General features: G+C 67.6%; 21 protein-coding genes and 5 tRNA genes. 11 read left to right on the top strand and 15 right to left on the bottom strand.

Annotated features, from left to right (window positions below):
- Positions 1–5: 5 nt before the first annotated feature.
- Entirely contained in the window at positions 6–509 is a 504-nt protein-coding gene (locus ACIBVP_RS10470) for a MarR family winged helix-turn-helix transcriptional regulator (protein ID WP_396105766.1), read from the bottom strand.
- Positions 510–597: 88 nt separating this feature from the next.
- On the opposite strand from ACIBVP_RS10470, the gene ACIBVP_RS10475 reads away from it, so the two are divergent.
- Positions 598–1167 (top strand): YceI family protein, encoded by a 570-nt coding sequence (locus ACIBVP_RS10475; RefSeq protein ID WP_396105767.1) that lies wholly within the window; start codon positions 598–600, stop codon positions 1165–1167.
- Positions 1168–1218: 51 nt separating this feature from the next.
- Here ACIBVP_RS10475 and ACIBVP_RS10480 read toward each other — a convergent pair whose 3' ends face one another.
- From ACIBVP_RS10480 to ACIBVP_RS10490, 3 genes are all read right to left on the bottom strand, one after another.
- The gene (locus tag ACIBVP_RS10480) at positions 1219–1770 is read right to left on the bottom strand and encodes an HIT family protein (RefSeq protein WP_396105768.1); all 552 of its coding nucleotides are present in this window, start codon (positions 1768–1770) and stop codon (positions 1219–1221) included.
- Between the two features lie 9 nt (positions 1771–1779).
- The gene (gene thrS, locus ACIBVP_RS10485) at positions 1780–3804 is read right to left on the bottom strand and encodes a threonine--tRNA ligase (protein WP_396105769.1); all 2025 of its coding nucleotides are present in this window, start codon (positions 3802–3804) and stop codon (positions 1780–1782) included.
- Positions 3805–3909: 105 nt separating this feature from the next.
- Positions 3910–4569 carry a DUF305 domain-containing protein gene (locus ACIBVP_RS10490; protein WP_396105770.1) on the bottom strand — a complete coding sequence of 220 codons (660 nt, stop codon included), beginning with the start codon at positions 4567–4569 and terminating at the stop codon, positions 3910–3912.
- A gap of 104 nt (positions 4570–4673) precedes the next feature.
- On the opposite strand from ACIBVP_RS10490, the gene ACIBVP_RS10495 reads away from it, so the two are divergent.
- Positions 4674–6098 carry an LVIVD repeat-containing protein gene (locus tag ACIBVP_RS10495; RefSeq protein WP_396105771.1) on the top strand — a complete coding sequence of 475 codons (1425 nt, stop codon included), beginning with the start codon at positions 4674–4676 and terminating at the stop codon, positions 6096–6098.
- 53 nt (positions 6099–6151) lie between these two features.
- On the opposite strand, the gene ACIBVP_RS10500 is transcribed toward ACIBVP_RS10495, so the two are convergent.
- Complete coding sequence (locus ACIBVP_RS10500; protein ID WP_396105772.1) at positions 6152–6946, bottom strand: hypothetical protein; 795 nt, start codon at positions 6944–6946, stop codon at positions 6152–6154.
- A 177-nt stretch (positions 6947–7123) separates the two neighbouring features.
- Between ACIBVP_RS10500 and ACIBVP_RS10505 the strand changes: the two genes are divergently transcribed.
- The 5 genes from ACIBVP_RS10505 (at position 7124) to ACIBVP_RS10525 (ending at position 8876) form a co-directional block, all read left to right on the top strand.
- Positions 7124–7195: transfer RNA gene (locus tag ACIBVP_RS10505), tRNA-Val, on the top strand.
- Positions 7196–8093: 898 nt separating this feature from the next.
- Positions 8094–8519: an SsgA family sporulation/cell division regulator gene (locus ACIBVP_RS10510; RefSeq protein ID WP_075123646.1), complete on the top strand. Its 426-nt coding sequence runs from the start codon at positions 8094–8096 to the stop codon at positions 8517–8519.
- A gap of 93 nt (positions 8520–8612) precedes the next feature.
- Positions 8613–8685: transfer RNA gene (locus ACIBVP_RS10515), tRNA-Gly, on the top strand.
- Positions 8686–8728: 43 nt separating this feature from the next.
- Positions 8729–8800, top strand: a tRNA-Cys gene (locus ACIBVP_RS10520).
- A gap of 1 nt (position 8801) precedes the next feature.
- Positions 8802–8876, top strand: a tRNA-Val gene (locus ACIBVP_RS10525).
- Positions 8877–8890: 14 nt separating this feature from the next.
- Here the strand turns inward: ACIBVP_RS10525 and ACIBVP_RS10530 are convergent.
- Positions 8891–10033: a tyrosine-type recombinase/integrase gene (locus tag ACIBVP_RS10530; RefSeq protein WP_396105773.1), complete on the bottom strand. Its 1143-nt coding sequence runs from the start codon at positions 10031–10033 to the stop codon at positions 8891–8893.
- Positions 10034–10224: 191 nt separating this feature from the next.
- Entirely contained in the window at positions 10225–10482 is a 258-nt protein-coding gene (locus ACIBVP_RS10535; RefSeq protein ID WP_396105774.1) for a helix-turn-helix domain-containing protein, read from the bottom strand.
- Between the two features lie 126 nt (positions 10483–10608).
- Between ACIBVP_RS10535 and ACIBVP_RS10540 the strand changes: the two genes are divergently transcribed.
- Positions 10609–10693, top strand: a tRNA-OTHER gene (locus ACIBVP_RS10540).
- A gap of 311 nt (positions 10694–11004) precedes the next feature.
- Here the strand turns inward: ACIBVP_RS10540 and ACIBVP_RS10545 are convergent.
- On the bottom strand, positions 11005–12507 hold the full coding sequence (locus ACIBVP_RS10545) for an NF041680 family putative transposase (protein ID WP_396105775.1): 1503 nt from the start codon (positions 12505–12507) through the stop codon (positions 11005–11007).
- Between the two features lie 192 nt (positions 12508–12699).
- Here ACIBVP_RS10545 and ACIBVP_RS10550 point away from each other — a divergent pair, with 192 nt between their 5' ends.
- Complete coding sequence (locus ACIBVP_RS10550; protein ID WP_396105776.1) at positions 12700–13608, top strand: IS5 family transposase; 909 nt, start codon at positions 12700–12702, stop codon at positions 13606–13608.
- A 276-nt stretch (positions 13609–13884) separates the two neighbouring features.
- Here ACIBVP_RS10550 and ACIBVP_RS10555 read toward each other — a convergent pair whose 3' ends face one another.
- Both ACIBVP_RS10555 and ACIBVP_RS10560 read right to left on the bottom strand, forming a co-directional pair.
- Positions 13885–14721, bottom strand: a complete 837-nt coding sequence (locus ACIBVP_RS10555) for an SDR family oxidoreductase (RefSeq protein WP_396105777.1) — start codon at positions 14719–14721, stop codon at positions 13885–13887.
- Entirely contained in the window at positions 14718–15590 is an 873-nt protein-coding gene (locus ACIBVP_RS10560; RefSeq protein ID WP_396105778.1) for a hypothetical protein, read from the bottom strand. The genes ACIBVP_RS10555 and ACIBVP_RS10560 overlap by 4 nt, the downstream gene beginning before the upstream one ends.
- On the opposite strand from ACIBVP_RS10560, the gene ACIBVP_RS10565 reads away from it, so the two are divergent.
- On the top strand, positions 15583–16941 hold the full coding sequence (locus tag ACIBVP_RS10565; RefSeq protein ID WP_396105779.1) for an AraC family transcriptional regulator: 1359 nt from the start codon (positions 15583–15585) through the stop codon (positions 16939–16941). The two genes, ACIBVP_RS10560 and ACIBVP_RS10565, sit on opposite strands and share 8 nt — an antisense overlap.
- Positions 16942–17019: 78 nt before the next feature.
- Positions 17020–17478, top strand: a complete 459-nt coding sequence (locus ACIBVP_RS10570; protein ID WP_396105780.1) for a hypothetical protein — start codon at positions 17020–17022, stop codon at positions 17476–17478.
- A gap of 58 nt (positions 17479–17536) precedes the next feature.
- Here the strand turns inward: ACIBVP_RS10570 and ACIBVP_RS10575 are convergent, their stop codons facing one another.
- From ACIBVP_RS10575 to ACIBVP_RS10595, 5 genes are all read right to left on the bottom strand, one after another.
- A complete protein-coding gene (locus ACIBVP_RS10575; RefSeq protein ID WP_396105781.1) occupies positions 17537–17878 on the bottom strand; it encodes a hypothetical protein in 342 nt (113 codons plus the stop codon).
- Positions 17879–17907: 29 nt separating this feature from the next.
- Positions 17908–19425 carry a nickel/cobalt transporter gene (locus ACIBVP_RS10580; protein WP_396105782.1) on the bottom strand — a complete coding sequence of 506 codons (1518 nt, stop codon included), beginning with the start codon at positions 19423–19425 and terminating at the stop codon, positions 17908–17910.
- Entirely contained in the window at positions 19422–20696 is a 1275-nt protein-coding gene (locus ACIBVP_RS10585; protein WP_396105783.1) for a tetratricopeptide repeat protein, read from the bottom strand. The genes ACIBVP_RS10580 and ACIBVP_RS10585 overlap by 4 nt, the downstream gene beginning before the upstream one ends.
- A 179-nt stretch (positions 20697–20875) precedes the next feature.
- Positions 20876–22441, bottom strand: a complete 1566-nt coding sequence (locus tag ACIBVP_RS10590) for a DUF4331 domain-containing protein (protein WP_396105784.1) — start codon at positions 22439–22441, stop codon at positions 20876–20878.
- A gap of 370 nt (positions 22442–22811) precedes the next feature.
- Positions 22812–23264 carry an SRPBCC family protein gene (locus ACIBVP_RS10595; protein WP_396105785.1) on the bottom strand — a complete coding sequence of 151 codons (453 nt, stop codon included), beginning with the start codon at positions 23262–23264 and terminating at the stop codon, positions 22812–22814.
- Between the last annotated feature and the right edge of the window lie 363 nt (positions 23265–23627).

The following is a 23627-nucleotide window of genomic DNA, read 5'->3' on the forward strand; positions in this document are numbered from 1 at the left end:
GGTCGTCAGGACGCGCGGCCCTCCGCCGTCAGGCTCGGGCACGTCACCTCGGGCGGCGTGCCGAGGCCTCGCTGAATGGCCCTGCTGATCTCCCCGAGCTGCTCCACCTGCTCCGGCGTGAGCTGGTCGAACAACCGCGCCCGGACCTCGGTCACGTGCCCGGGCGCCGCGGCCTCCAGTGCCGCGTAGCCCCGGTCCGTCAACATCGCGAACGAGCCGCGCTTGTCGGTCGGGCAGTCGCGACGGCGTACCCAGCCTGCCTCCTCGAGGCGGGCGACGGCGTGCGACAGCCGGCTACGGGAGGAGTTGCGGACACCCGCCAGCTCGCTCATGCGCATCGTGCGGTCGGGGGCTTCGGACAGCGCGACGAGGATCTCGTAGTACGCGTGCGGCATCCCGGCGTCCCGCTGGAGCTGCCGGGCGAGAGCGTCGGTCAGCCCAAGGGTCGCCGACAGAAACGAACGCCAGATGTCCTGCTCGCGTTCGGACAACCATCGGATCTCGGACATGACACCAGTGTACTTGTTGAACTCTCAATCATGTAGGTGTACAGTTCCGATTGATCGCTCAACCATTTTTCACAGGAGGACCTTCCCGATGAGCAGTGCCACCAGCATCGACATCCCGGGCTACGTTGCCGGTACCTGGGACATCGACCAGGCGCACTCCGAAGTGGGCTTCGTCGTCCGCCACCTGGTGGTCACGAAGGTCCGCGGCCGCTTCGCCAACTTCAGTGGCACGATCGTGACCGCCGAGAACCCGCTCGAGTCGAGCGTCGACGTCGAGATCGACCTGAACTCGATCACCACGAACCAGGAGCAGCGCGACGGTCACCTGCGCTCGGCCGACTTCTTCGAGGTCGAGACCTACCCGACGATGACCTACAAGGCGTCCGGCGCCCGTCAGGACGGCGACAAGTTCGTCCTCGACGGCGAACTGACCCTCAAGGGCGTGACCAAGGTCGTGCCGCTGACCTTCGAGCTGAACGGCATCGGCGAGAACCCCCTCGCGGGCGGCACCGTCGCCGGGTTCTCGGCCACCGCGACGATCAACCGCAAGGACTTCAACGTCAACTTCGAGGGCGTGCAGAACGGCATCGCCATCGTCAGCGACAAGATCGAGATCCACATCGAGGCCGAGGCCAACCTCCGCCAGCCGGAGGCCTGAGCCCCACCCGGTGTCCCGTGAAGGCCCCCTCGCGCGTGCGCGACGGGGCCTTCACCGCATCTCGGCCCAGGCCTTCGCCAGCATCGAGCGGGTCTCGCCGAGCAGCTGCGGCAGCACCTTCGTGTGCCCGATCACCGGCATGAAGTTCGCGTCCCCGCCCCACCTGGGCACCACGTGCTGGTGCAGGTGCGCGGCGATCCCGGCGCCCGCGATCACGCCCTGGTTCATCCCCACGTTGAACCCGTGCGGCGCCGACACCGCACGGGTGACGGTCATCGCCTTCTGCGTGAACCGCGCCAGCTCGGTGGTCTCCTCCGGCGTCAGGTCCGTGTAGTCGGCGACGTGCCGGTACGGCACCACCATCAGGTGCCCGGGGTTGTACGGGTACAGGTTCAGCACCCCGTACACCAGCTCGCCGCGCGCGATGATCAGCGCGTCGGCGTCCTCGAGCGCGGGCAGGCGGCAGAACGGGCACCCGTCGGCCTCCGCACCGACGGGCTTGCCCTCGCCCTTGATGTAGGCCATGCGGTGCGGAGTCCAGAGGCGCTGCAACGCGTCGGGAATCCCGACGCCCTCCTGCTCGACGAACTCCGCACCGTTCATGCAGTGATCCTAGTGTTCGACCTTCACCGTCTCGGCGGACGGCGACGCGTTCTCGCGGCGCTCGACCCACTCGACCACGGTCCGGACGGCCTCGTCGACGGGCACGCCGTTGATCTGGCTGCCGTCGCGGAACCGGAACGACACCGCGCCCGCCTCCACGTCCTTGCCGCCGGCGAGCAGCATGAACGGCACCTTCTGAGTGGTGTGGTTGCGGATCTTCTTCTGCATGCGGTCGTCGGAGGTGTCCACGTCCACGCGGATGCCCGCGGCCCGCAGCTTCTCCGCCACCGTCGCCAGGTGCGGCGCGTGCTCGTCCGCGATCGGGATGCCCACCACCTGCACCGGCGCGAGCCAGGCGGGGAACGCGCCCGCGTAGTGCTCGGTCAGCACGCCGAAGAACCGCTCGATCGACCCGAACAGGGCGCGGTGCAGCACCACCGGCATCTGGCGGGACCCGTCCGGCGCGGTGTAGGCCAGCTCGAACCGCTTCGGGTGGTTGAAGTCGACCTGGATGGTGGACATCTGCCACGAGCGGCCGATCGCGTCCTTCGCCTGCACGGAGATCTTCGGCCCGTAGTAGGCGGCGCCGCCCGGGTCCGGCACCAGCTCGAGACCGGAGTCGACGGCGGCCTGCCGCAGCGTCTCGGTGGCCTCCGCCCACTCCTCGTCCGAGCCGATGAACTTGCCGGTGTCACCCTTGGTGGACAGCTCCAGGTAGAAGTCCGACAGCCCGTAGTCGGCCAGCAGGTCCAGCACGAACCGCAGCAGTGACCGCAGCTCGCCCGGCATCTGCTCCTTGGTGCAGTAGATGTGCGAGTCGTCCATGGTCAGGCCGCGGACGCGGGTCAGGCCGTGGACCACGCCGGACTTCTCGTACCGGTAGACCGTGCCGAACTCGAACAGCCGCAGCGGCAGCTCCCGGTACGACCGCCCGCGCGACCGGAAGATCAGGTGGTGCATCGGGCAGTTCATGGCCTTGAGGTAGTAGTTCTCCTCGTCGAACTTCAACGGGGGGAACATGGTGTCCGCGTAGTAGGGCAGGTGGCCCGAGGTCAGGAACAGCTGTTCCTTGGTGATGTGCGGGGTGTTGACGAACTCGTACCCCGACTCCTCGTGGCGCCGGCGCGAGTAGTTCTCCAGCTCGCGGCGGATGATGCCGCCCTTGGGGTGGAACACCGGCAGGCCAGACCCGATCTCCTCCGGGAAGGAGAACAGGTCCAGCTCGGCACCCAGCTTGCGGTGGTCGCGCCGCTCGGCCTCGGCGAGCCGCTCCAGGTAGGTGTCCTGCGCCTCCTGCGACTCCCACGCGGTGCCGTAGATGCGCTGGAGCTGCGGGTTCTTCTCGTCGCCCCGCCAGTACGCGGCGGCGACGCGGGTCAGCTTGAACGCCGGGATGTGCTTGGTGGTCGGCACGTGCGGGCCGCGGCACAGGTCACCCCACACCTGCTCGCCCGACCGCGGGTCGAGGTTGTCGTAGATGGTCAGCTCGCCGCCGCCGACCTCCATGACCTCGTCGGTGTCGACGTCGCTCTTGAGGTCGACCAGCTCCAGCTTGAACGGCTCGTTCGCCAGCTCCTCCCTGGCCGCCTCGACCGAGTCCAGCTTGCGGCGGGAGAAGCGCTGGGAACCCTTGACGATCTGCTTCATGCGCTTCTCGAGCGCCTGCAGGTCCTCCGGGGTGAACGGCCTGTCGACCGCGAAGTCGTAGTAGAAGCCGTCGCGGACCGGCGGGCCGATGCCGAGCTTGGCCTCGGGGAACTGCTGCTGCACGGCCTGCGCGAGCACGTGCGCGGCCGAGTGCCGGATGACCGAGCGGCCGTCGTCGGTGTTCGCGGCGACCGGCTCGACCTGGGCGTCGGCCTCCGGGGTCCAGGACAGGTCACGCAGGCGGCCGTCGACGTCGCGGACCACGACGATCGCGTCGGGGCCCTTGCCGGGCAGACCTGCCTCGCGGACCGCTGCGCCCGCCGTAGTACCCGCCGGCACCACCACGTGCGGGGTGGGTTCAGCGGCTGGCGGACGCGGTTCGGACACGGTTACTCCTGGTAGCTCGACTTGAATGGGCGCATCGAGAGGCGCCTCTACATACCCTGACGATGCTATCGAGCCGCCCCGCGTGTTGGCCTGCGGGTTTCCACCTCAGCCGTTCAGCCACTTCCGCATGCGCCGGATCTCGTCGGCCTGCTCCGCGGTGACGTCGTCGGCGATCTCCTGGACCCGGACGTCGACGCCGTTCTTCCGCACCTCGTCGGCCATCGCGAGCGCGCCCTCGTGGTGGGTGATCATCAGTTGCAGGAAGAGCCGGTCGAAGCTCTCCCCCTTCGCGTTCTTCAGCGCGTCCAACTGCTCGGCCGTGGCCATCCCCGGCATCGCGCCGCCGCCGTGACCGTGCGGCGCGTTCGGGCTCACCGTCGGCACCGCGTGCTGCGACAGCCAGCGGTTCATCATGTCGATCTCGGGCCCCTGGACGTCGTGGATGCGGTCCGCCAGGCCCTTGACGTCGGACGATGCGGCCCGCTGGGGGGCCAGTCCAGACATGTGGACCGCCTGCTGGTGGTGCACGATCATGTCCCGCACGAACTGCTTGTCCGCGTCGTTGGGGCCGGGTTGCTCGGCGACGCTGGCCTCTCCTGGCGCGATCGTGCTGGCCTCCTCCCCCGGCTTGCCGGGCACGATCACGGGCGCCGAATTGGTCGGCGGCGGCGGTGGCTCACTGGTGCAGCCGGCCAGCGCGCCGAGAGCGACCAGCCCGCCGACACCGATCTTGACCAGGCGGTTCGTCCAGTTAGTCGCGTTCACAGGAAAACGGTTTCCCATCTGCCGAACACCGAAGATTGGATCTAGTTTATTACCGACCCAACTGTTCATAATGTGTCATCCCAACGGCACGAGAGGGGACCGTCGTGAGCTCCACCCTGCGCGGCTGGCATCGAAGAGTGTCAGTCGCCGCGATCGGCGCGGCAACCCTGGCGATCAGCGTGCTCTCCGCTCCCGGGGCGTCCGCACAGGACTTCCCGGCACCGGACGAGATCGTCAGCAGTCCGAACATGAAGCACGAGCTGAACATCCCGCAGACAGCGCCGCTCGCCGGCCAAGGCTCGACAGGTACCGACATCGCGTTCCAGGGGCGTTACGCGTTCGTCGGCAACTACCTGGGCTTCACCATCTACGACATCAAGAACCCGAAGAAGACCAGGATCGTGAGCCAGGTGCTCTGCCCAGGCTCGCAGAACGACATCTCGATCTACGGCAACCTGGTGTTCCTGTCCACCGACTCCCGCCGCAGCGACGACTCGTGCGCCTCCACGAGCCAGAACGACGGGACGAAGGCGTACTGGGAGGGCATCAAGATCTTCGACGTGAGCGACAAGCGGGCGCCGCGGTACATCAAGTCCGTGGAGACCGCGTGTGGCTCGCACACGCACACGCTGGTGCCGTCGAAGGACCGGAGGACGGCGTACCTGTACGTCTCGTCGTACAGCCCGTCGGCGTCGCTGTCGAAGTGCCAGCCGCCGCACGACCTGATCTCGATCGTCGAGGTGCCGATGCGCCGGCCGACCGCGGCGCACGTCGCGGCCACCCCGGTGCTGTTCCCGGACGGCGGCAACCCCGGCATCCCCGGCAACGTCGAGGACGGTTACGTGTCGGCCACCACGGGCTGCCACGACATCACCGCGTACCCGGAGAAGGACCTCGCGGCGGGCGCCTGCATGGGTGACGGCGTCCTGTTCGACATCTCCGACCGCCTCAACCCGCGCGAGATCCACCGCGTCCAGGACGACGAGCACTTCGCGTTCTGGCACTCGGCCACGTTCAACAACGCGGGCACCAAGGTCGTCTTCACCGACGAGCTGGGTGGCGGCGGCGCGGCGACGTGCAACGCCGAGATCGGCCCGGAGCGCGGCGCGGACGGCATCTACGACATCGTCGGCCGTGGTGACGACCGCAGGTTGGTGTTCAAAAGCTACTTCAAGATCGATCGCCACCAGACCGACGACGAGAACTGCGTCGCGCACAACGGTTCGCTGCTTCCGATCAAGGGCAAGGACATCATGGTCCAGGCCTGGTACATGGGCGGCATCCAGGTGTGGGACTTCACCGACTCGTCGAAGCCGAAGAAGATCGGCTTCATCGAGCGCGGCCCGGCGGCGGACCCGGACACCGGCGGCGGCAGCTGGTCGGCGTACTACTACAACGGCTACATCTTCTCGTCGGACCTGGGCAAGGGCTTTGATGTGATCAGCATCAGCGACCCGCGCACGGACCCGGCGAAGTACGTGCGGATGCACGAGCTGAACGTGCAGACCCAGAGCAGCTACGGCCGCTGAGCGGTGTGACACACAGGAGGGGCCCCGCCGGTCGCGCACCGGCGGGGCCTTTCTCATGTCAGTTCCCGCAGGTCCCCTGCCGCCATGGCCTGCAGCCCCCGCCCGACGGGCAGGTCCTGGTCGGCCGGCGCGGTCACCCGCACGAGGTCCCCGGCCTGCTCGACCCGCCACCCCGGAAGGATTTCGTCCCACGGGCGCCGCGCGGAGGTCACGTCCCCGCCGAGCGCCTCCTCGACCGCGGCCTTCTCCCCGTCCAGGCAGACGACCTCGGTCCCGTCCTCGAGCACCCCGGCCGCCACCTTCTCGATCCGGGCGGCCACGACGTCCCCGAGGCACCGGGCGAGCCCACCGATGCGGTCGTCGCCGGCAAGCGTCTCCGCGCCGGGGTCGGTGACCCAGTCCACCCCCGCGGCCGACGGCGCGTAGGCGAAGGACCCGTCAGCCGTCCGGATGGAGTTGAACTGGTTGATCTGCACCACCCCGACGAACGGGCCCTCGAGGTCGACCTCGAAGTCCGCCCCGCTCGTCCAGCGGGTGCTCCCGTCCTCCGCCTCGGCCCGCTCGATCCCCCTGTCGGCAAGGCGGTCGTTCGCGGTGTCCACGTCGTAGTCCCCCAGGAGCACACCTCCCCACCGAGGCGACTGCCCAGCCACGATCGCGTCGTCGAAGGCACGGGGATCCACCCCGATCGCCTCGTCGACGAGCTTCGCGGTGTTCGCGATCATGCCGAACCCGTACCCCTCGACGGTCCGGAACCGCTCGCCAAGCCCCCGGACGGTGGCCGGCGCCCCGTACTCGACGGCGATCCGGGTGTCGGCGGTCGCCCGGACCTGTCCCAACGCCCCCATCAACCCGTTCACAGGCGTTGGAGACGACGGCTCCTCCGCGCCGCACCCGGCAACGGCAACCCCGACGACAGCCCCGAAGACAGCGGCAAGAACCGCAGGTAGACGCACAAGCTGATCATATGGCGACCCTCCGCGAACCCCGCTGGGAGGCATCGGGTAGTCTTCCGACATCACCGAGGGCGATTAGCTCAGCGGGAGAGCGTTCCGCTCACACCGGAAAGGTCACTGGTTCGATCCCAGTATCGCCCACACCAGACGGCCGACCCATGATCGCGTGTTCCGCGCGCTTGGGTCGGCCGTTCTGTTTCCCGGGTCAGCTCGGCGCCTGGTTGCGGGCTCGCAGTGACGAAGGTCTCGCGTACGTTTCCAGCAGAGACCGGGCCCACATCTTGGACACGCTCCGTATACAAGGTCCTGCTCCAGGTCATGACAGCGTCCGGCCGGCTCGACATTTGCCCAGGGCTTGATGTGACACACGTCACTCATGTGCCGTGTCCAGCGGTTCGAGCGGCAATGGCCGCCGCTTGACCGGCAGCGACCTAGCACAGAACGAGCGTTTCTTGCCTGGTCAGCGGCACATCAGGCGAGCACAGCGCCTGAAGCGAGTAGTCAGAGCGACACTTACCGTTGCCAACCCAGGCCGAAATTCACCCATTCGGCGCGGCTTTAGTCCCTAATTGAGTGGTCACAGCCAACTTCCAGACCCGTCACGCCAGGTCGAGGTTGATCATCAACTGGACGCATATCGTCCTTCTTGGACTATCGATCACCCGGATGGATCAGCCGCCCTCACCCGGTTGTTCACCCTGGTGACGGGGCAGGTTCTTTCCCGACTCAAGTTGGTGTCCTGTTAGGGGAAATTCTGCTTCGCTGCGGGTTGTATGGCCCTACCCTGAGGTAAGTTGCCGGATGGCACGAGCGACATTCGGGCCACGGCGCGACCGGATCACGGCCGTTCCTCGCCACCACGGCGAATGACGGAACGGACCACGTCACGGAGCGTCGCGAACCGAGTGCGCTCCGCCAAACTGCTTGGCCCGGACGAGTGAACTGCAGGGGATGTGCGATCGAAAGGGCTCCCCCAGCCGTCACAGGGGAAGGGACTCAGTCGTTTGCAGGCTGGGAAGGGAGAGAAGGGGTAGCGACGATGCGCAACGACCACGTGACGCTCCGCTCAACAGCGGTGTTCGACCTACTGGCACCGAGGACCCCGGCGGTCCCCGTGAAGGTCGAGCTGCGCTACGACACGCGTGATCCCTATGCCGTTGTCGCGGCCTTCCGTACCGGCCGGGCCGGGTGGGTCGAGTGGGTGTTCGCCCGCGACCTGCTCGCCGACGGGCTCATCGCAGAGGCCGGCAACGGCGACGTCCGGATCCGCCCCGCGGTCGACGATCCCGAGGTCGTCGTCATCGAGCTCAGCTCGCCGTCCGGCCACGCCGTGTTCGAGGCGTCCGCGCAGGAGCTGGCGGACTTCCTGGACCGCACGTACGACGTCGTCGTACCCGGCAACGAGCACCTCTGGGTGGACGTCGACGAGGCCCTCACGCACCTCATTTCCACAGATCTGACGTGACAGGGACCCCCCTGTGATCGTCGATTTGGGCATCGGATAGAGTTCCGCTCACACCACGGGGAACACGGAATCCGTTCCACAGCCCCAGGTTTCGCGGACGTAGCGCAGCTGGTAGCGCATCACCTTGCCAAGGTGAGGGTCGCGGGTTCGAATCCCGTCGTCCGCTCGAGAAGGGGCATCCCATTACCCCAACTCCACGCGGTAGCCACGGCGGCGTGGCCGAGTGGCTTAGGCAAGGGCCTGCAAAGCCCTGTACGCGGGTTCGATTCCCGCCGCCGCCTCGGGCGATTAGCTCAGTGGGAGAGCACTACCTTGACACGGTAGGGGTCACTGGTTCAATCCCAGTATCGCCCACCAGTTATACACGCTGGTCAGACGGCCTGTTGGTGATCATCACCGACAGGCCGTTTCTGCGTTGTGGGAGCAGATTGGGAGCAACTGATCTTGACCACACTTGCGCCCAGGTAGTGGTCACCCACATCCGTGCTCCCATATTGCTCCCACCGCCGCTGCAGCCCGTCGAGCATCGCGGCGATCATGGGCGGGGTGACGTGGGAGTAGATCCCGGACACACCCTTCTGCCGGTGCCCCATCCGGCGATGGCGCAGCACGTCCGGCACGTGGTCCTCGATCAACCACGTGTTATGCGTGTGACGCAGGTCATGAAAGTGCACGTCGGAGGCGATCGGGTCCCAGCCGCGCTGGGTGTCTCCGGCGACAGCGGGCAGCCAGACCCGCCTCCGGAAGTTCGCCCGCCGATGCCACCCACCCTCCACAGCCGTGAACACATACCGCGCCCCGGGATGTATCGCTCGCAGTTCAGCGAGCAGGTCGACCAGGAACGGTGGCAGGTGCACGGTGCGGACGCTGGCCTTGGTCTTCGGCGGCCCCAACGCCAACGTCGCGCCGACCTCGTGCAGAGCCCCATCCTTCGCGTCGATGCTCAGCTGCCCGCGGTCCAGGTCAACCCGACGCCACTGCAAGCCAGCGAGTTCGCCCCACCGCATCCCACCGTACGCGGCCATGATCATCATCACACGATCCATCAACCGCGCCCGCCCCGCGATCAATGCCACCTGGGCAGGTGTCGCGACAGGTCGCTCATCCCCTGCGCCGGTGTTGATCCGCAACCGACGGCACGGATTCGCCGCGATCAGCCCCTCGTCGACGGCTTCGTTCATGATCGTCGAGAACAGCGACACCACGTCCTGCACGGTCGGTTCCGCCAGCGACCGGCGCAGCGACTTGACCCACGCCTTCACCGTCATCCGCCCGATCTCGCCCAGCTCGGTCTCGCCGAAGCGGGGCAGGATGTGGTTCCGCAGATGCGAGTCGTACTTCGCCCACGTCCCCATACCGACATCGTGCGCGTCCGACCACCGCCGAACCCACTCCCCCACACACGTCTGCGCCAACCGCGGATCCACAAACACCCCGGTCCGCTGCTCAGACTCCACATCAGCCGCCCGATCCGACGCCGCACGATACGAGGTAAACCCGGTCTCAGACGGCACACTCCCATCAGGCAACCGATACCGAACCCGAAACCCCGACCCGTGCTTCTCCACCCACGCCATCCAGCACCACTCTTCCCTTCGACAATGACTGCCCCGGACCAATCACGGGGCACGGCACCATGGACGCTCCGTACACCCCAGAGAGCAAGCCCGTATGTAGTCACCCGCCCATCGGGTGAACCACCCGATCAGCCGCCATCCCAAGATCCGCGGCCACGCCGCGTCACCGCTTCCCCGGCCGGGCGAGCGCCGTCAGCCACGATCGCCTCAAGATCCGCCCGCGAAAACCGCAAATGCTTACCCACAAAACAACACGGCACCCGACGCTCCGCAGCCCGACGCCGCAACCACGACTCCCGCACCTGCAACACCTCAGCCGCCTGCGCCGGCGTCAACAACAACACCTCACCCACCACAACTCCTCCCAACGCCCTCCAACCGGACACCCCTTAACTCCGAAAAACGGGTCCTCCGGGGACACAACCAGCCGAGATTTCCCAGACCAGATGCCCTGAACGCCCCCGTTCGGTTGGCGAGGCGCCGGATATCGCCCACCGTTAATCACTCACCAGCCGTCGCGACGCAGGTCATGATGCTCGGATGTCTCGCTGGCTCTTAACCAGCGGGTTCGGGGTTCGAGTCCCTGGCGGCGTACCACGGGACCGCAGGTCAGCATCACCGCTGACCTGCGGTTTTGTCGTTTATGGGTCGCTTCCTCGCTGGCTCCGACCGTCCACCGTCGCCTGATGGGTGCTCCATGGGTGCTCGGCGGCGGGGACTGGGCGGAGATCAAGATCAACAACCGCGACGATGCCAACCCCAACCTGCTTGCCCAGATGCACGCTTCGGAACTGAGGCTCTGAGCCAACCCCCTAGGACTGGGGACAACCACACGCGACTACCCACCGGCTCGTGCGTGAGGCCAGCAGCTGTGCTGGCTCAGTCCGCTGCCGGGACTAGCTTGAGTTTTAACCTGTTCGGCGGGGTCGTGGGGTGCTGGTCTTGGCAGCGTTGCCATTGCGTGGTTTTCGTTGGTCTGTGCTGGTGACGATGTGGACGTCGTGGCGTGGTGCTGGTCGTTGGTTGGGGTGACCGGTAGGGCGTCCTGGGCCTGGCCGGTTGGGTTTCGGTGCGCTGGCTGGTGAGCCGATTGTGGTGCGGATGTGCCGAAACCCGCGACGGACCCGAGCGGGGGTCAGCCGGTCGGGGCGGGTGGGCTTCTCCCACGGACGACGCAGATCAGCGGCGAGACTGCGGGTGAGGCGGAGTTGGGTGTAGGCGGCGAGGACAAGCCAGGTCCAGCGGTCGCCCTGCTCGGGGGTGCGTAGTTTTGGGCATGTCCAGCCCAGGGTTTGTTTGAGCATGCGGAAGGTGTGCTCGATGTCGAACCGACGTAGGAACGCTTGCCAGAGCAGGTCGATCATGGCTGGGTCGAGATCGATGTCGGAGTGCCAGAGCCAGACTGGTTTCGGGATCGCTCCAGACGGAAGGCGTGTGACTTCCAGCCGGATCACGGTTCCTTCGATGATCGGCAGTTTCTCGATGTGGGTTGCCCAGGCTGTGCGGCGGGTCAGGCGTGGATGCAGCCGGTTCCAGGCGCGAGCCAGGGCTGGGCCGTAGAGACGGGTATCGGTGCGGGTGGTGATGTCAGGTTCGCCCCAGGTGGCGGGGTCACCGAAGACGAACTCGTCGCCGTGGCGGCGAGGCCGCCCCATGGTGCCTGGCAGGTGCACTGGAGCCGGGCGACGGAGCACTCGGTCCGAGCGCATCCGAACCAGCACGACCACCGGCATATCCGCCAGCAAGAACGCGAGTCGAGGGCCGTCGTAGCCGGCGTCGGCCACGAGCAGGATCTCTGGATCGCCGGGCTGCCAGTGTCCGGCCTCAAGCAGAAGAGTCACGACCTGGCGCACTTGCTGCGCGGTCACGGTCGCGGCATCGTCGCCTGGTGCCAGCCGCACCGCGTCCAGGGGTGCGGTCCACGAACTGCGGCCGGTCTCCAGTGCGACGATCACCGAGTAGGGCCAGCCGGGCACCATGACGTGGGTGTCCTTGCCGCGTCCGTAGGTGTGACACAGGATCCGCTGCGGCGAGGTATGCGCTTCCGGACGCAGCCAGCAGGTGATGTCCACCGCCAACACCAGACGGCCATCAGCTGCCCGCGGCAACGGTCCCGTGACCAGAGCGCGTCGCAGTCGGTCAGTATCCAGCCGACCATGCGCCAGACCGGCATACAGCCCGCCATGGCCACGGCGGTGCTCACCCACCAGGGATAACTCTGGCAGCGACCGCACCGGCCCATCCGCGCATAACACCGCTTCGACCAGCTCGAACAACGCGTCTGGCCGCTTCGACAGGGACTGGTAGAGCTCTTGGCGGAAGCGGGTGAGGTCCCCGGACACACCGGCAGAGCCGGTATCGTGCACACTGATCAACTGAAGCCCTTGGTTGTAGTCGTCCTTCTGTCGCAAGAGGAATGATCAACCAAGGGCTTCGTTCATGATCAACAGGGGTCAGTCATCAGGCCCAGCACGTTAAAACTCAAGCTAGGCCGTGTTTAAGAAGGCTTGGTGGCTGGGTGGGGTGTGTCGGTACTGGTGTGATGGGTGAGGTCTCCGGTAGATGGTCGTCGACCAAGAAGATCATCAGTACCGGAGACCTCGGTGGCGAGCTTATCGAGTTGTGCACGACATGATCTGACCGATGCGCAGTGGCGGGTTCTGGAGCCGTTGCTGCCGCGGGCCAAGCGGGTGGGGCGGCCGCCGAAGTGGTCTCGTCGGCAGTTGATGGACGGGATTCGGTGGCGGGTGCGGGTTGGTTGTCCGTGGCGGGACGTGCCGGAGCAGTACGGGCATTGGCAGTCGGTCTATGGGTTGTTCCGGCGGTGGCAACGTGCTCGGGTGTGGCCGTTGATCTGGTCGAAGCTGCTGGCGTTCGCCAGCGTCGCGGGGTTGATCGTGTGGACGGTGTCGGTGGACTCGACCATCAACCGGGCCCATCAGCACGCGGCGGGCGCCCGGCGTGCCCCGGAAGGCCAGGTCGAGCCGCCTGGTCCGGAACCGGCGGATCACGCCTTGGGCCGGTCCCGCGGCGGCTGGACCACCAAGATCCACCTGGCATGTGAACAAGGCCGCAAGCCGCTGTCGGTCCTGGTCACCGCGGGCCAGCGTGGAGACAGCCCGCAGTTCATCCCGGTCCTGGAGAGCATCCGGGTCGACCGGCTCGGGCCGGGACGACCTCGCACCACACCAGACCGGGTACTGGCGGACAAGGCCTACAGCTCCCGCGCCAACCGCGCCCATCTGCGTCGCAGAAGGATCAAAGCGACTATCGCCCAGCCCCGCGACCAAGTAGCTCACCGCCGCGCGAAAGGTTCACACGGCGGCCGGGCTCCCGCGTTCGACCCAGAGGCCTACAAGCTGCGTCACGCCGTCGAATGCGGCATCAACCTGCTCAAACAACAACGAGCAGTCGCCACCCGCTACGACAAACTCGCCCTGCGCTACGAAGCCACCCTCCACATCGCCACGATCAACATCTGGCTCCGCGCACTCGCCCAACCCACTTCTTAAACACGGCCTAGTCGAGCTGCGCCTGCGGTAGCCATCGCTCGCCTACCACAGCTTTGTTGACCTTGGCGTTTTCATTCTGGCGACGTCGATCGTCTACTCGGTACACGGCACCGAAACCGAGGAGGAGAACGATGCCGAACACCGGTGTCCCGCAGGGACAGCACCACGAACCATAGACGGCAAGCGATGTCAGCAACGCGACGGCCGGGTTCGCTGGGGTGCTGCTGACGCAACGTGCTGGCGCCTGTCGCGCCGTCGGGCAACAGCGGCACGGCGTCAGTCCGGCGGGGTGCGTCGGGCCGCGTTCCGTTTGAGTTTGCGCTGTATCCGGCGTCCGTGCGCCACGGTGAGCGGCGCGGCGCGCAGGCCGAGTGCGGGGATCCCGTCGGCGAGCCTGGCTAGCAGGCCCCGCCAGAGCGGGATGGTGGTGACGGGCCGCGGTTTGTCGAGCACCTTGCCGACGGCGGCGACAACCTCGCCGGGCTCCAGCAGTTTGCCGGAGAAGGAGAGCGCGGAGCCGGGGTCGTCAAGCTTGTCGTGGAGCATCGGTGTCCAGATGCCGTCCGGGCAGAGGCAGGAGATGGCGATGTCGGTGATGCCGGCGAGGCGGAGGTCGGCGAGGGCGCTGAGGCTGAAACCGATCGCGGCGTGTTTGGAAGCGGCGTACACGGCTTCGCCGGGGACGGCGGTCAGGCCGGCCAGTGAGACCACGTTCACGATGTGCCCCCGGTGACCGCGCATGGCCTCGATGGCGGCCACAGTGCCGTGGATGGTGCCGAGAGCATTGACATCCAGCATCAACTTGTGCTGGGCGGCGCTCTGCGTCCACGCTGGTCCGGTGAGCAGGACACCCGCGTTGTTGACCCAGACGTCGAGCCGGCCCGCCGTGCGTACGATGGCGTCCCGGGCTGCCTCGACCTGGGTCGCGTCACGGACGTCGACAGCCATCGCGGTGGCATCGCCACCGATCTCGGCGGCGGCGTTCGAAGCCGTGGTGATGTCGAGGTCGGTCAGGAGGACCTGGTAGCCGCGGCCGGCGAGCAGCCGGGCGATCTCCTTGCCGAGCCCGCGCCCCGCTCCGGTCACCACGGCACCGGCGTGGGTGCCGGTCATCGGGCAACTGCCTTGATCTCGCCATATTCGATACCGCCGTGGACGTAGGTGGGCACCACGGGCCAGAACCGCTTCCATGGGGCGAGTTCGGTCGAGGGCAGGATCTGCAGCCACCGTGGGTCGGCCTGGCACGGGTCGGCGAGGGTCTTCTCTTTGACCATCGAGTCGTACTGGTCGAGAGAGTCCTCGAGAGTGTTCGCGTTCGGGCAGATCTCCCGGCCGAAGACCTCGTGATACCTGCGCACGCCTGGGATCTTCGACAGTTCGGGCTGCCAGTTGTCCAGGCAGATGCCATTCTCCGACGATACCCACACCCCGTCGGAGGTGTTGATGACCAGCGAGTGATTGCCGTCGGTGTGCCCCGGCGTCCACAGCAGTGCGATGCCGGGACCGAGCTCGATGTCACCGTCGAAGGTGACGAACTTCGCCGGGTCCACGCCGCCGAGCCCACCATCGACGTACCAGGCCCACTGCATGGGATGCAGGGATTGCAGGGTGGCCAACTCGCGGCTGTGCACGAGCATCCTCGCGTGGCCGAACAGCGGCTGCCGGGGCGCGAACTCACCGTCGATGACCTCGGCGGAGCCCAGGATCATGCGCGGGTCCTGCACATGCAGGTGGTCAAAGGTGCAGAAGTCGATGTCCTCGGGAGCCAGGCCGAGCTGGGTCAGGACGTCGCCTGGCTCGTTGAAGTACTTCAGCACGAGCTTCTCGACCAGGTGACCGCCCGGTACCTTGTCGATCAGCTTCCGCAGGTTGCGGTAGAACGGAGCTTCGGCCGACCCATCAGGCACGGTCGGCTCGAACACCAAAGTTCGCGGGATGCCGGCCCAGTCGTCGTACTGCACGACAATCATCCGGTTGATCATCGAGATCAACGGCAGGGCTCGCACGGAGACCGCGTCGTGGAACGCGTACTTGACCGGGTACGGCGCCGCCGCGATGTCGACGGACTTCACCGCCCGCACCCGGCCCTGCTCTGTGAAACGCGCCTTGTACGCCGCGGCTGCCGCGCGGACCGCGCGCAGCCTCTCGCCTCTGGGCCATACGTCGTGCACGCCGTCGAACTCAGGGATCGCACGCGCCCCGATGCCGGTCAGGGCGTTCGCGGTGGTTTTCGACATCGGACCTCGCCTCCTGTCGCAGTCCCCTCGATTCTGGGCGCGGCGCGACCGCAGAACTTGTTTCTGGGCGACAATCGGGTCCATGGGCCCGATGATTCGTGCCGCGAGCCTGCGCGGTTTCACAGCACTCGTGGCGGACCTTGGCGGCGACCCGGCCGACCTGCTCAGCAGCTTCGGGATCGACCCGGCGGTGCTGAATGACGACGAGGGGCTCATCCCGATCACCACGCACGACCTGATGCTGGACGCGGCCGCGCGCGACCTACGCTGCCCCGACTTTGGTCTGCGACTCGCCACCGCCCAGGACCTCTCGATCCTGGGGCCACTGGCGGTGGCGATCGAGGCGTCGTCGACCGTCGCGGAGGCAGTGAACTGCGCATCCCGGTTCCTTTTCGTGCACAGCCCGGCACTGTGGGTGCGAATAGAGGAGGATCCGCTGGGCAGGCGAGGAGTGGTGGCGCTGACCTACGGCAAGGACCTTCGGGAGTCGACCTACTCCCCGCAGGGGACAGAACTCGGGCTCGGGGTCTTCCACCGGATGGCGGCCTCGCTCATCGGAGGCGCGCGCTTCCTGTGGTCTGTACACCTGCCACACCAGCCGGTCTCACCGGTCCGTCGCTACCTCGACTACTTCGGAGCCGAAGTCCGATTCGGCGGTGCCGTCGCCGCCCTGTGTGTGCAGCGGCAGATCCTGGACGAGAGTTTCGCCAGCCGCGACGACGCCATCCGGGCTGTCGCCGTCGAACACCTCGCGAGCCAGTTCCCCGACCCCGGGCTGGACCTCGCAACCCAGGTCCGGCTCAGTATCGCGGAGACGCTGCCCGCATCGACGCCTACGATCTCCGGCATCGCCCGGCTCGTCTCCCTGCACCCGCGGACGCTGCAGCGCCGGCTGGCGGCAGCGGGCACTTCCTTCACCGCCCTCCTGGACGAAGTCCGCCGGGAGGCGGTGCACCGCTACCTGACCACCACGGACCTCCCCGTAGGCCAGGTCGCGTTCGTCGTCGGCTTCGGCGAGCAGTCGACCCTCACCCACGCCGTACACCGGTGGTACGGCTGCTCGCCGCGTGCACTCCGTCTCCGCACCGCTCTATGAGGTCTTGTTAGTTCGCGATCAAGGTTCTCCTCGGTGGGCGGTCGACATACGTCGATAGAGTTACCCGCACTGATCACGATGGCCGTGTGGTTCGCTGCCGCTGTCATCGGCCACGACCTGGTGCTGTTCCCGCTCTACAGCGCCGCAGACCACGCCCTCCAACGCGCCACCCGGCGCACGCAGGTACCACTGGTGAACCACGTCAGGGTCCCGGCCCTTGCGTCAGAACTGCTGCTGCTCCTGTTCCTGCCCGGCATCATCCGCCAGGGCGAAGGCACCTATCTCGCCGCGACCGGCCAGACACAAGGACCCTTCCTCGCCCGCTGGCTCCTGCTCACCGCGGCCTTCTTCACCACCAGCGCGACCGTCTACGCCATCCGGCACGCCCGCAACCGCGGGTGGCACACCCGGCGACAGCAATGCCGGCAGGTCCCGAAAAACGGAACTCGGTGGGCGTTCCTGAAAGGTCCGACGGACGCAGGTCACCAGTTCATCCACCGGCGGCGGTCTGCCGGGCGACGACGGTGGCCGTGGTGATTCGTCGTCGTTCTGGACGTCCGCCCCCGCGAACATTCTCGTCACTTGACTGACTCCATCACCGCCCGTCGAGCAGCGTTGCGACGTTGCTCCGGTCGGCACCGAGGTCCACATAGAGCTGAAGCCATTGGCGGTCGGTGTCGGTGGGGCCTTTGCTGTCGCAGTAGGACTTGGTGCCGTTGGCGGTGTAGTAGCGCAGCACCAGGAGGGTGTCGTCGGTGCGACGGCGGGTCCTGTCGGTGTAGCGGAGTCCTGGTGGTTCGGGCTGGTGTTTCATGCAGGGCAGTTCACCGGTTGCGTTTCGGGCAGCCGACTCGTCGTCGAAGCGGGGGCCGAGGTCGGGCTGACCGGTGCTGCACGCGGCCAGCATGACGAGCATCCCGCAGGCGATCAGGCGCATCGTGGTCCTTTCAGTGTGAACAGTCGCTGTCAGGTGATGCCCGCGGCGGCGCGGACAGCCAGTCCGATACCGACGAGTAGCACCAGGGTGGCGGTGAGGGTGGGAAGCAGGCTGCGTAGCCAGGTGAGCCGGTGGCGGATGCCGAAGAGACCGACGCGGTCGAGCCGGTCGCGCAGGCGGACGAGGAGGACACCGACGAGGGTGAGCGTCGCGGCCATGCCGATGCCGTAGCCGAGCACGAGCAGCACACCGAACCAGGTCCTGCCGAGTCCGATCGCGCCGAGCAGGACGACCAGTGCGGAGGGACTCGGCACCAGCCCGCCTGCGACTCCCATACCGATGAGACCGGACCGCCCGTAGCCATGCCCATGCCCATGCCCGTGCCCATGTCCGTGGCCATGTCCGTGGCCATGTCCGATCTCGCGTTCGACCGTTGCCGGGCTACCAGCGGCAACGAGTGCGGGTTCCCGGGCCTCGCCTGTCACAGGGGCACTACGGCTACGGTGCCGCCAGGCAGAGCGAAGCAGCACGGCGCCGATCATCGCGACGAGCGCGCCACTGACCACGCCGAGCCAGCCCAGGACCGACTCCCCCGCCACTGCGCTGGACGCGCTGATCACCAGGCCGAGCACGAGAACACCGGCGGTGTGGGTGATGGTGACGGTGGCGCCCACGGTGACCGCGTCGCGGACGGAGCCGTTCTTACCGGCGAGATAGGCGGCGATGACGGTCTTGCCGTGGCCGGGCAACGCGGCGTGCGAGGCGCCGAGCACCAGGGAGAGCAGAATGGCGAGGACGCCAACGAGCGGGGTGAGGTCCCTGGTGCCCGCGATGTCGGTGAACCAGCCCGTCACCGAGGACACCGCGGTGTCGAACCACCCCTGTCCGGTCGTGCCCGAAGGCGTGCCCGCCGCCGCGTTGCCTGGCACGGTCTCGAACGTGGCGGTGCGCACGTCGAGTGGGTCGGCGAGAAGGTTGTCGGGGTAGGCACGTAGTTCGTCGCTGACGCTCGTGGTCGGTAGTTCGGATCCGGTCTGCCGCACTCCCGTTCCGGTGACCACGAGTTCGTGCCAGCCGACCCGGTCGGCGCGGAAGTCGTCGCGGAACGTGACCGTGGCCGGGGCCTCGAGATCGGCTTCGACGGTGAGGTCGCAGGTGAACCGTGTAGTGGCGAGTCCGGCCTCACCCGGAGGAAACTCCAGTGACGTGCCGGTGGTCCGCCAGGCACCGCGGATGCCGTCGACGGTGAACGTCGCAGCGGCGGCGAACTCGCGGCATTCGCGGCTCGCGGCCGTGGTCGCTTCCCGCTCCGACACGGTGCCGTTGCCGTCGGTGTCGACCGATGACCGCTCCTGCACGGTGGGGATCTCCGCGAGGTCGATGACGGCGTGCAGGTCGACGTGGTCGGTGTGGAGGGTGAGGCGGTTGAAGTGGTTGACGGTGAAGTTGCCGAGCGGATGCGCGCTCGCGCCACCCGGCACCGCGAGACCGGCCACGGCCAGCAGGAGCAGGAGAGCACCCCGGGCCACGATCCCGCGCCCGGTCACCGCGCCGCTCGCAGGGTCGCGAGGGTGCGTCGCGCGTCGGGTGCTCCGACCGGGGAGAAGTGCGGGTTGATGCGCAACGCCTGGTCCAGAGCGGTGACCGCGTCGGCGTCGCGGCCCAGTGCCGCGAGGATCTTGCCTCGGTGGTAGGCGGCGGCCGCGTTGTGCCAGCCCAGGGCGGCGGCTCGGTCGGCGAAGGTGAGGGCTTCGGCGTCGCGGCCGTTGAGGTGCAAGGCCCAAGCCAGGGCGTCAGCGGCGAACACCGGCTGACGACGTGCCCACTCGGCCTGTGCACGGGCGAGCGCGGCGGCGGCGTCACCCCGGTCGGCGGCGACCAGCGACGCGGCCAGGTCGTCGGTGGCACCCGCCGCGGCCTGGAGCTGTTCCTGTTGTTCGATCAGGGTGTATTGCTGCCGGGCCAGGTCGGGTTTGCCCGCCGCGGTCAGCAGTGCGGCGTACTCCTGCAGGTACTGGCTCGTGGGGAGCCGGTTGACCAGGTCCTGGTAGGCGGCGATCGCGGTGGTGGTGTCGCCGCGCGCCGCGGCGATCTTGGCGCGGCCCTGCAGCAGCGGCGGGTCCTGGGGTGCGGCGCGCAGCCCGGCTTCGTAGTGCTGTTCGGCGGTGTCGACGTCGCCGTTGTCGTAGGCGAGCTCGCCGAGCCGGTACCGGCAGAACGCGATGTCACTGGGATCGACCGCGTCGTCCAGTGCTCGTTCGAGTGCGTCGCGTGCCTGGTCGACCTGACCGTGCAACTCGAAGTCGTAGGCGGCGCGGGTGAACGAGGAGACGCCGGGTTTCAGGTCGAGCATGCGCTGGATGGCGCCGGTGGCCGCATCCGTGTCTCCGAGCTGGGTGTAGGCGTCGGCGAGCACGCCGTACACCTCGGCGGTGTCGGGCTGCACCGCCTTGGCGCGCAGTCCCCAGTCGCGGGCGGCGGTGAAGTCGTGCCGGGCGTTGGCGAGGGCACCGAGACCGATGAGCGCGGTCGCGTTCCCCTCGGGCTGCTGGTCGAGCGAGCGGTTCAGCGCGCCGTCCGCCTTCTGGTAGTACACCGGGTTGGCGGTGATCCTGGCCTTCTCGACGTACGCCGTGCCCAGGTCCGCCCACAGCTTCGGGTTCCGCGGCCGCTGGTCGAGGCTGCGTTGGGCGGTGGTGATCCGGCGGTCCAGTGTGCTCGCGCTGTCGGCCGGTCTCGTGGCGGTGGGCGCCGGCGCGGTCAGGGGTAGGAGCGACGCGACGCTCACGGCGAGCAGACCGACGCCGAAAACGATCACCAGGACGGCGGTGACCCGTCGACTCCGAGCACGACTTCGAGATCGGTCACGAGTGGTGCTGGGGCGCATCGAACATGCCTTCCGGAACGATGAGCGAGAACGCGGGGAGAAGCGGTCGCCGACGGGCCTGATGCAGGGGCTCGTCGGCGACCGCCCTGCTGATCAGCGCGGTAGGTGCGTCACGCGGGGACGAGCCCGCTCTCGCGGGCCTGGCGCCGGAACAGCGCGACCCCCGATCCGATCAGCACGATCGCGATCAGGCCGGCGAGTGCCGGCTTGACCGGGAAGTTCGCCCAGCCGAACGGCGCCGCGGCGCCGCCGGAGTCGGACGAGTTGACCGCGCTGTTGTTGGGCAGCGCGACGTACGGGAACGACGTGCCGAACGCCGCGTCGTTCTCGTTGACCCCGTCACCGGCGGCCAGCGGCTCGACGATGCCGCTGACCGCCGCACCCTCCAGCGCCTGGACACCGATGTCGAGCACGTCGTCGGCGAGCCGGCGGCCGTTCGGGTAGCCCTGCAGGTCACCGGCCAGCACACCGAGCCGGTTGGGTTGCGCGGTGGGCGGGATCGCGGTGTTCAGCCGGAGCTGCTCGGACGGCGCGAACCGCTTCGGGTCCACGTCGGCGTTGTTGACCTGGGAGTTCAGGTCCGCCTTGATCGGCCCGCCGAGCTTGGTGGTGATCCCGGTCAGGAAGATTTCGACCAGGTCGGTGCGCGGGGTGGCCGGTGCAGGGATGCCATAGATCGTCTCGATCAGCTTGGGCACCTCGGGGTCGGTCACCCGGTTCACCAGCGCGGGCACCTTGCGGTCCTGTTCGGGCTTGAGTCCGTTGAACGTGTCCTTCAGCGCTGCGGGCACCACGACCTCGTTCACCAACGGGTTGCCCAGCCGGGACACCTGCACGTCCCGCCCGGCCGACCGCTGGGAACCCTGGTGACGCAGCGTGATCGACTGGCGTTCGGTGTCACTCCAGATCCCGATCACCGGGTTGCGGGTGGCGTTCCCCTTGAGCGCGAGCGCGCTCTTGGGCACCTGAATGGCGATCGTGTTCACGTTGTACCCGGCCAGAGTGTCTTGGCCGACTTCGGAGAGGTTCCCGCCGTAGAGCAGGTCGAACACCCGCAGGTCGAGGAAGAACGGGTCGTCCGCCTGCCCAACGTAGGTCTGGCCGCCGCCCTTGAACTGGCTGATCGCCTGATCGCGCAGCGCGCCGTAGTCCGGCATCGACGCCGGCCCCACGTTCGACGGTGCCACCCGGCCGGACTTCACCAGTGTCGTGCCTCGCCCGTACCGGTCGAGCACCTCGAGCCGGTAGGACTGGCGGAACAACAGGTTCTCGTCGTCCAGCGAGGTGACCGGGCCGTTGTTGTACAGGAAGGTGGATTTGCCGCGGCGGTCCTCGGTGTGGAACGTCCAGCGATAGGTGAGATCCGCCTTCGCGTCACCGTCGTTGTCAATGTTGATGTCGTAGTTGGCGTCGGTCGCCCACGGGTAGAAGTTCGGTCCTCCGTTCGGTTCCTGGAACGGGTACCAGTTCGCGAGCAGCGTGACGGTATCCGGCTTGTCAGGGCTGACGAACGCGTACACGTCGGTGTTGTCCACCGGTGGGTCGCCCGCGATGAGCGGCGCTTCCCGGTGACTCGACGCGGTTGCCGGATCGGACGACAGTCCGACCAGAGCGCTCGTCAGCACGGTGCTCCCGACCGCGACGAGCGCGACCGCCGCGCGACGCCGGGTAACCATCCCGCGTCGCCGGGGAGACGGTGTTGACATGTCCATCCCTTCACCGGCCCACGACGGCCGGCTTGCCTAGAACAACTTGGCGCTGGCCCGCGTTCTCTTCACGGACAAGCAGCACCTATTCGGAGCCATGCGTGATCCGGTTCACAGGAAGGACAAAAATTTTGATAATGCACATGTGATGCTATTGCAGGATGAGGGCAACAGCATCTGAGTGACACTCACGATGAAAAGTCAGGCGAGAACCACTCGAATGCTCGACCACGATCACACTATCGGGGAATTCACGCGCTGTCGGGTCATCGGACAGGTGCCGCGCCGACCAACCGGGCACCGTGGTGACCCCGGCAGCCCATTTCGCACGCCGTCGCTGTCACTCAGCGACGGCTTCTCCGTTCATCAGATCAGCGAGGCGGGACAGGGTTTTCCGCATGTCGGCACGGTTGCGCGCGGGGAAGCCGAGCAGTTCGATTCCTTTCGGGAAGCGGGCAGTCGACCAATCGAAGGTCTCGGTCACCTCGGTGTGACCGTCACCGAGATCGCGGAGCTGCCAGCGCCAGCGGTGACCGTGGAAGTGCCGCCATGCGATCTGCTTGCCCTCCTCGAACTCCACGACGGTGTTGAGGATCTTGTACGGCAGGCCGAGGCGCATCCGCATGCCGAACCGTGCACCCAGTGCCAGGCGGCGCGGCCCTTCGCTCAGGGACTCGCGGACCGACCCTGAGCCGTCGATGAGCGGGTGTTTGGCCGGGTCGGCGAGCACCTCGAAGATGCGCTCGGCCGAGGCGCTCACCACAGCCGAGACCGATGTCTGGCGCGTGACCATGGATTCCCTTCTGCGAGGGTTGGTTCGTCGCGGTCGACGATGATTCGAGGTCCGGCCCGGAGCGGATGGGTGTGGACTGAGACTGAATCGGTGTCGTGGGGGGGGGGGGGGGGGGGGCGCCCCGCCCCCCCCCCGGGGACAACGAAACTGGACACAAGAGAGAAAATGGGAGTGTCGACCACGGGAGGATGAGGCTGCAACGCGACCGCCCCCCCCCCCCAGGCGGGGCGGTTTGGTGCCGCGCGCTGCTCTTTGGGTCGGGGGCCGCCGGGGGGGGGGGGGGGGGGGCCCCCCCGGCGCGGGGGGGGGGGGGGGGGGCCCCCCGCGCCCCCCCCCCCCACGATTGGGTTATTCGTCGAGACC

The sequence above is a fragment of the Actinophytocola sp. NPDC049390 genome (assembly GCF_044466355.1).
In the GTDB taxonomy this organism is placed as follows: Bacteria; Actinomycetota; Actinomycetes; order Mycobacteriales; family Pseudonocardiaceae; genus Actinophytocola.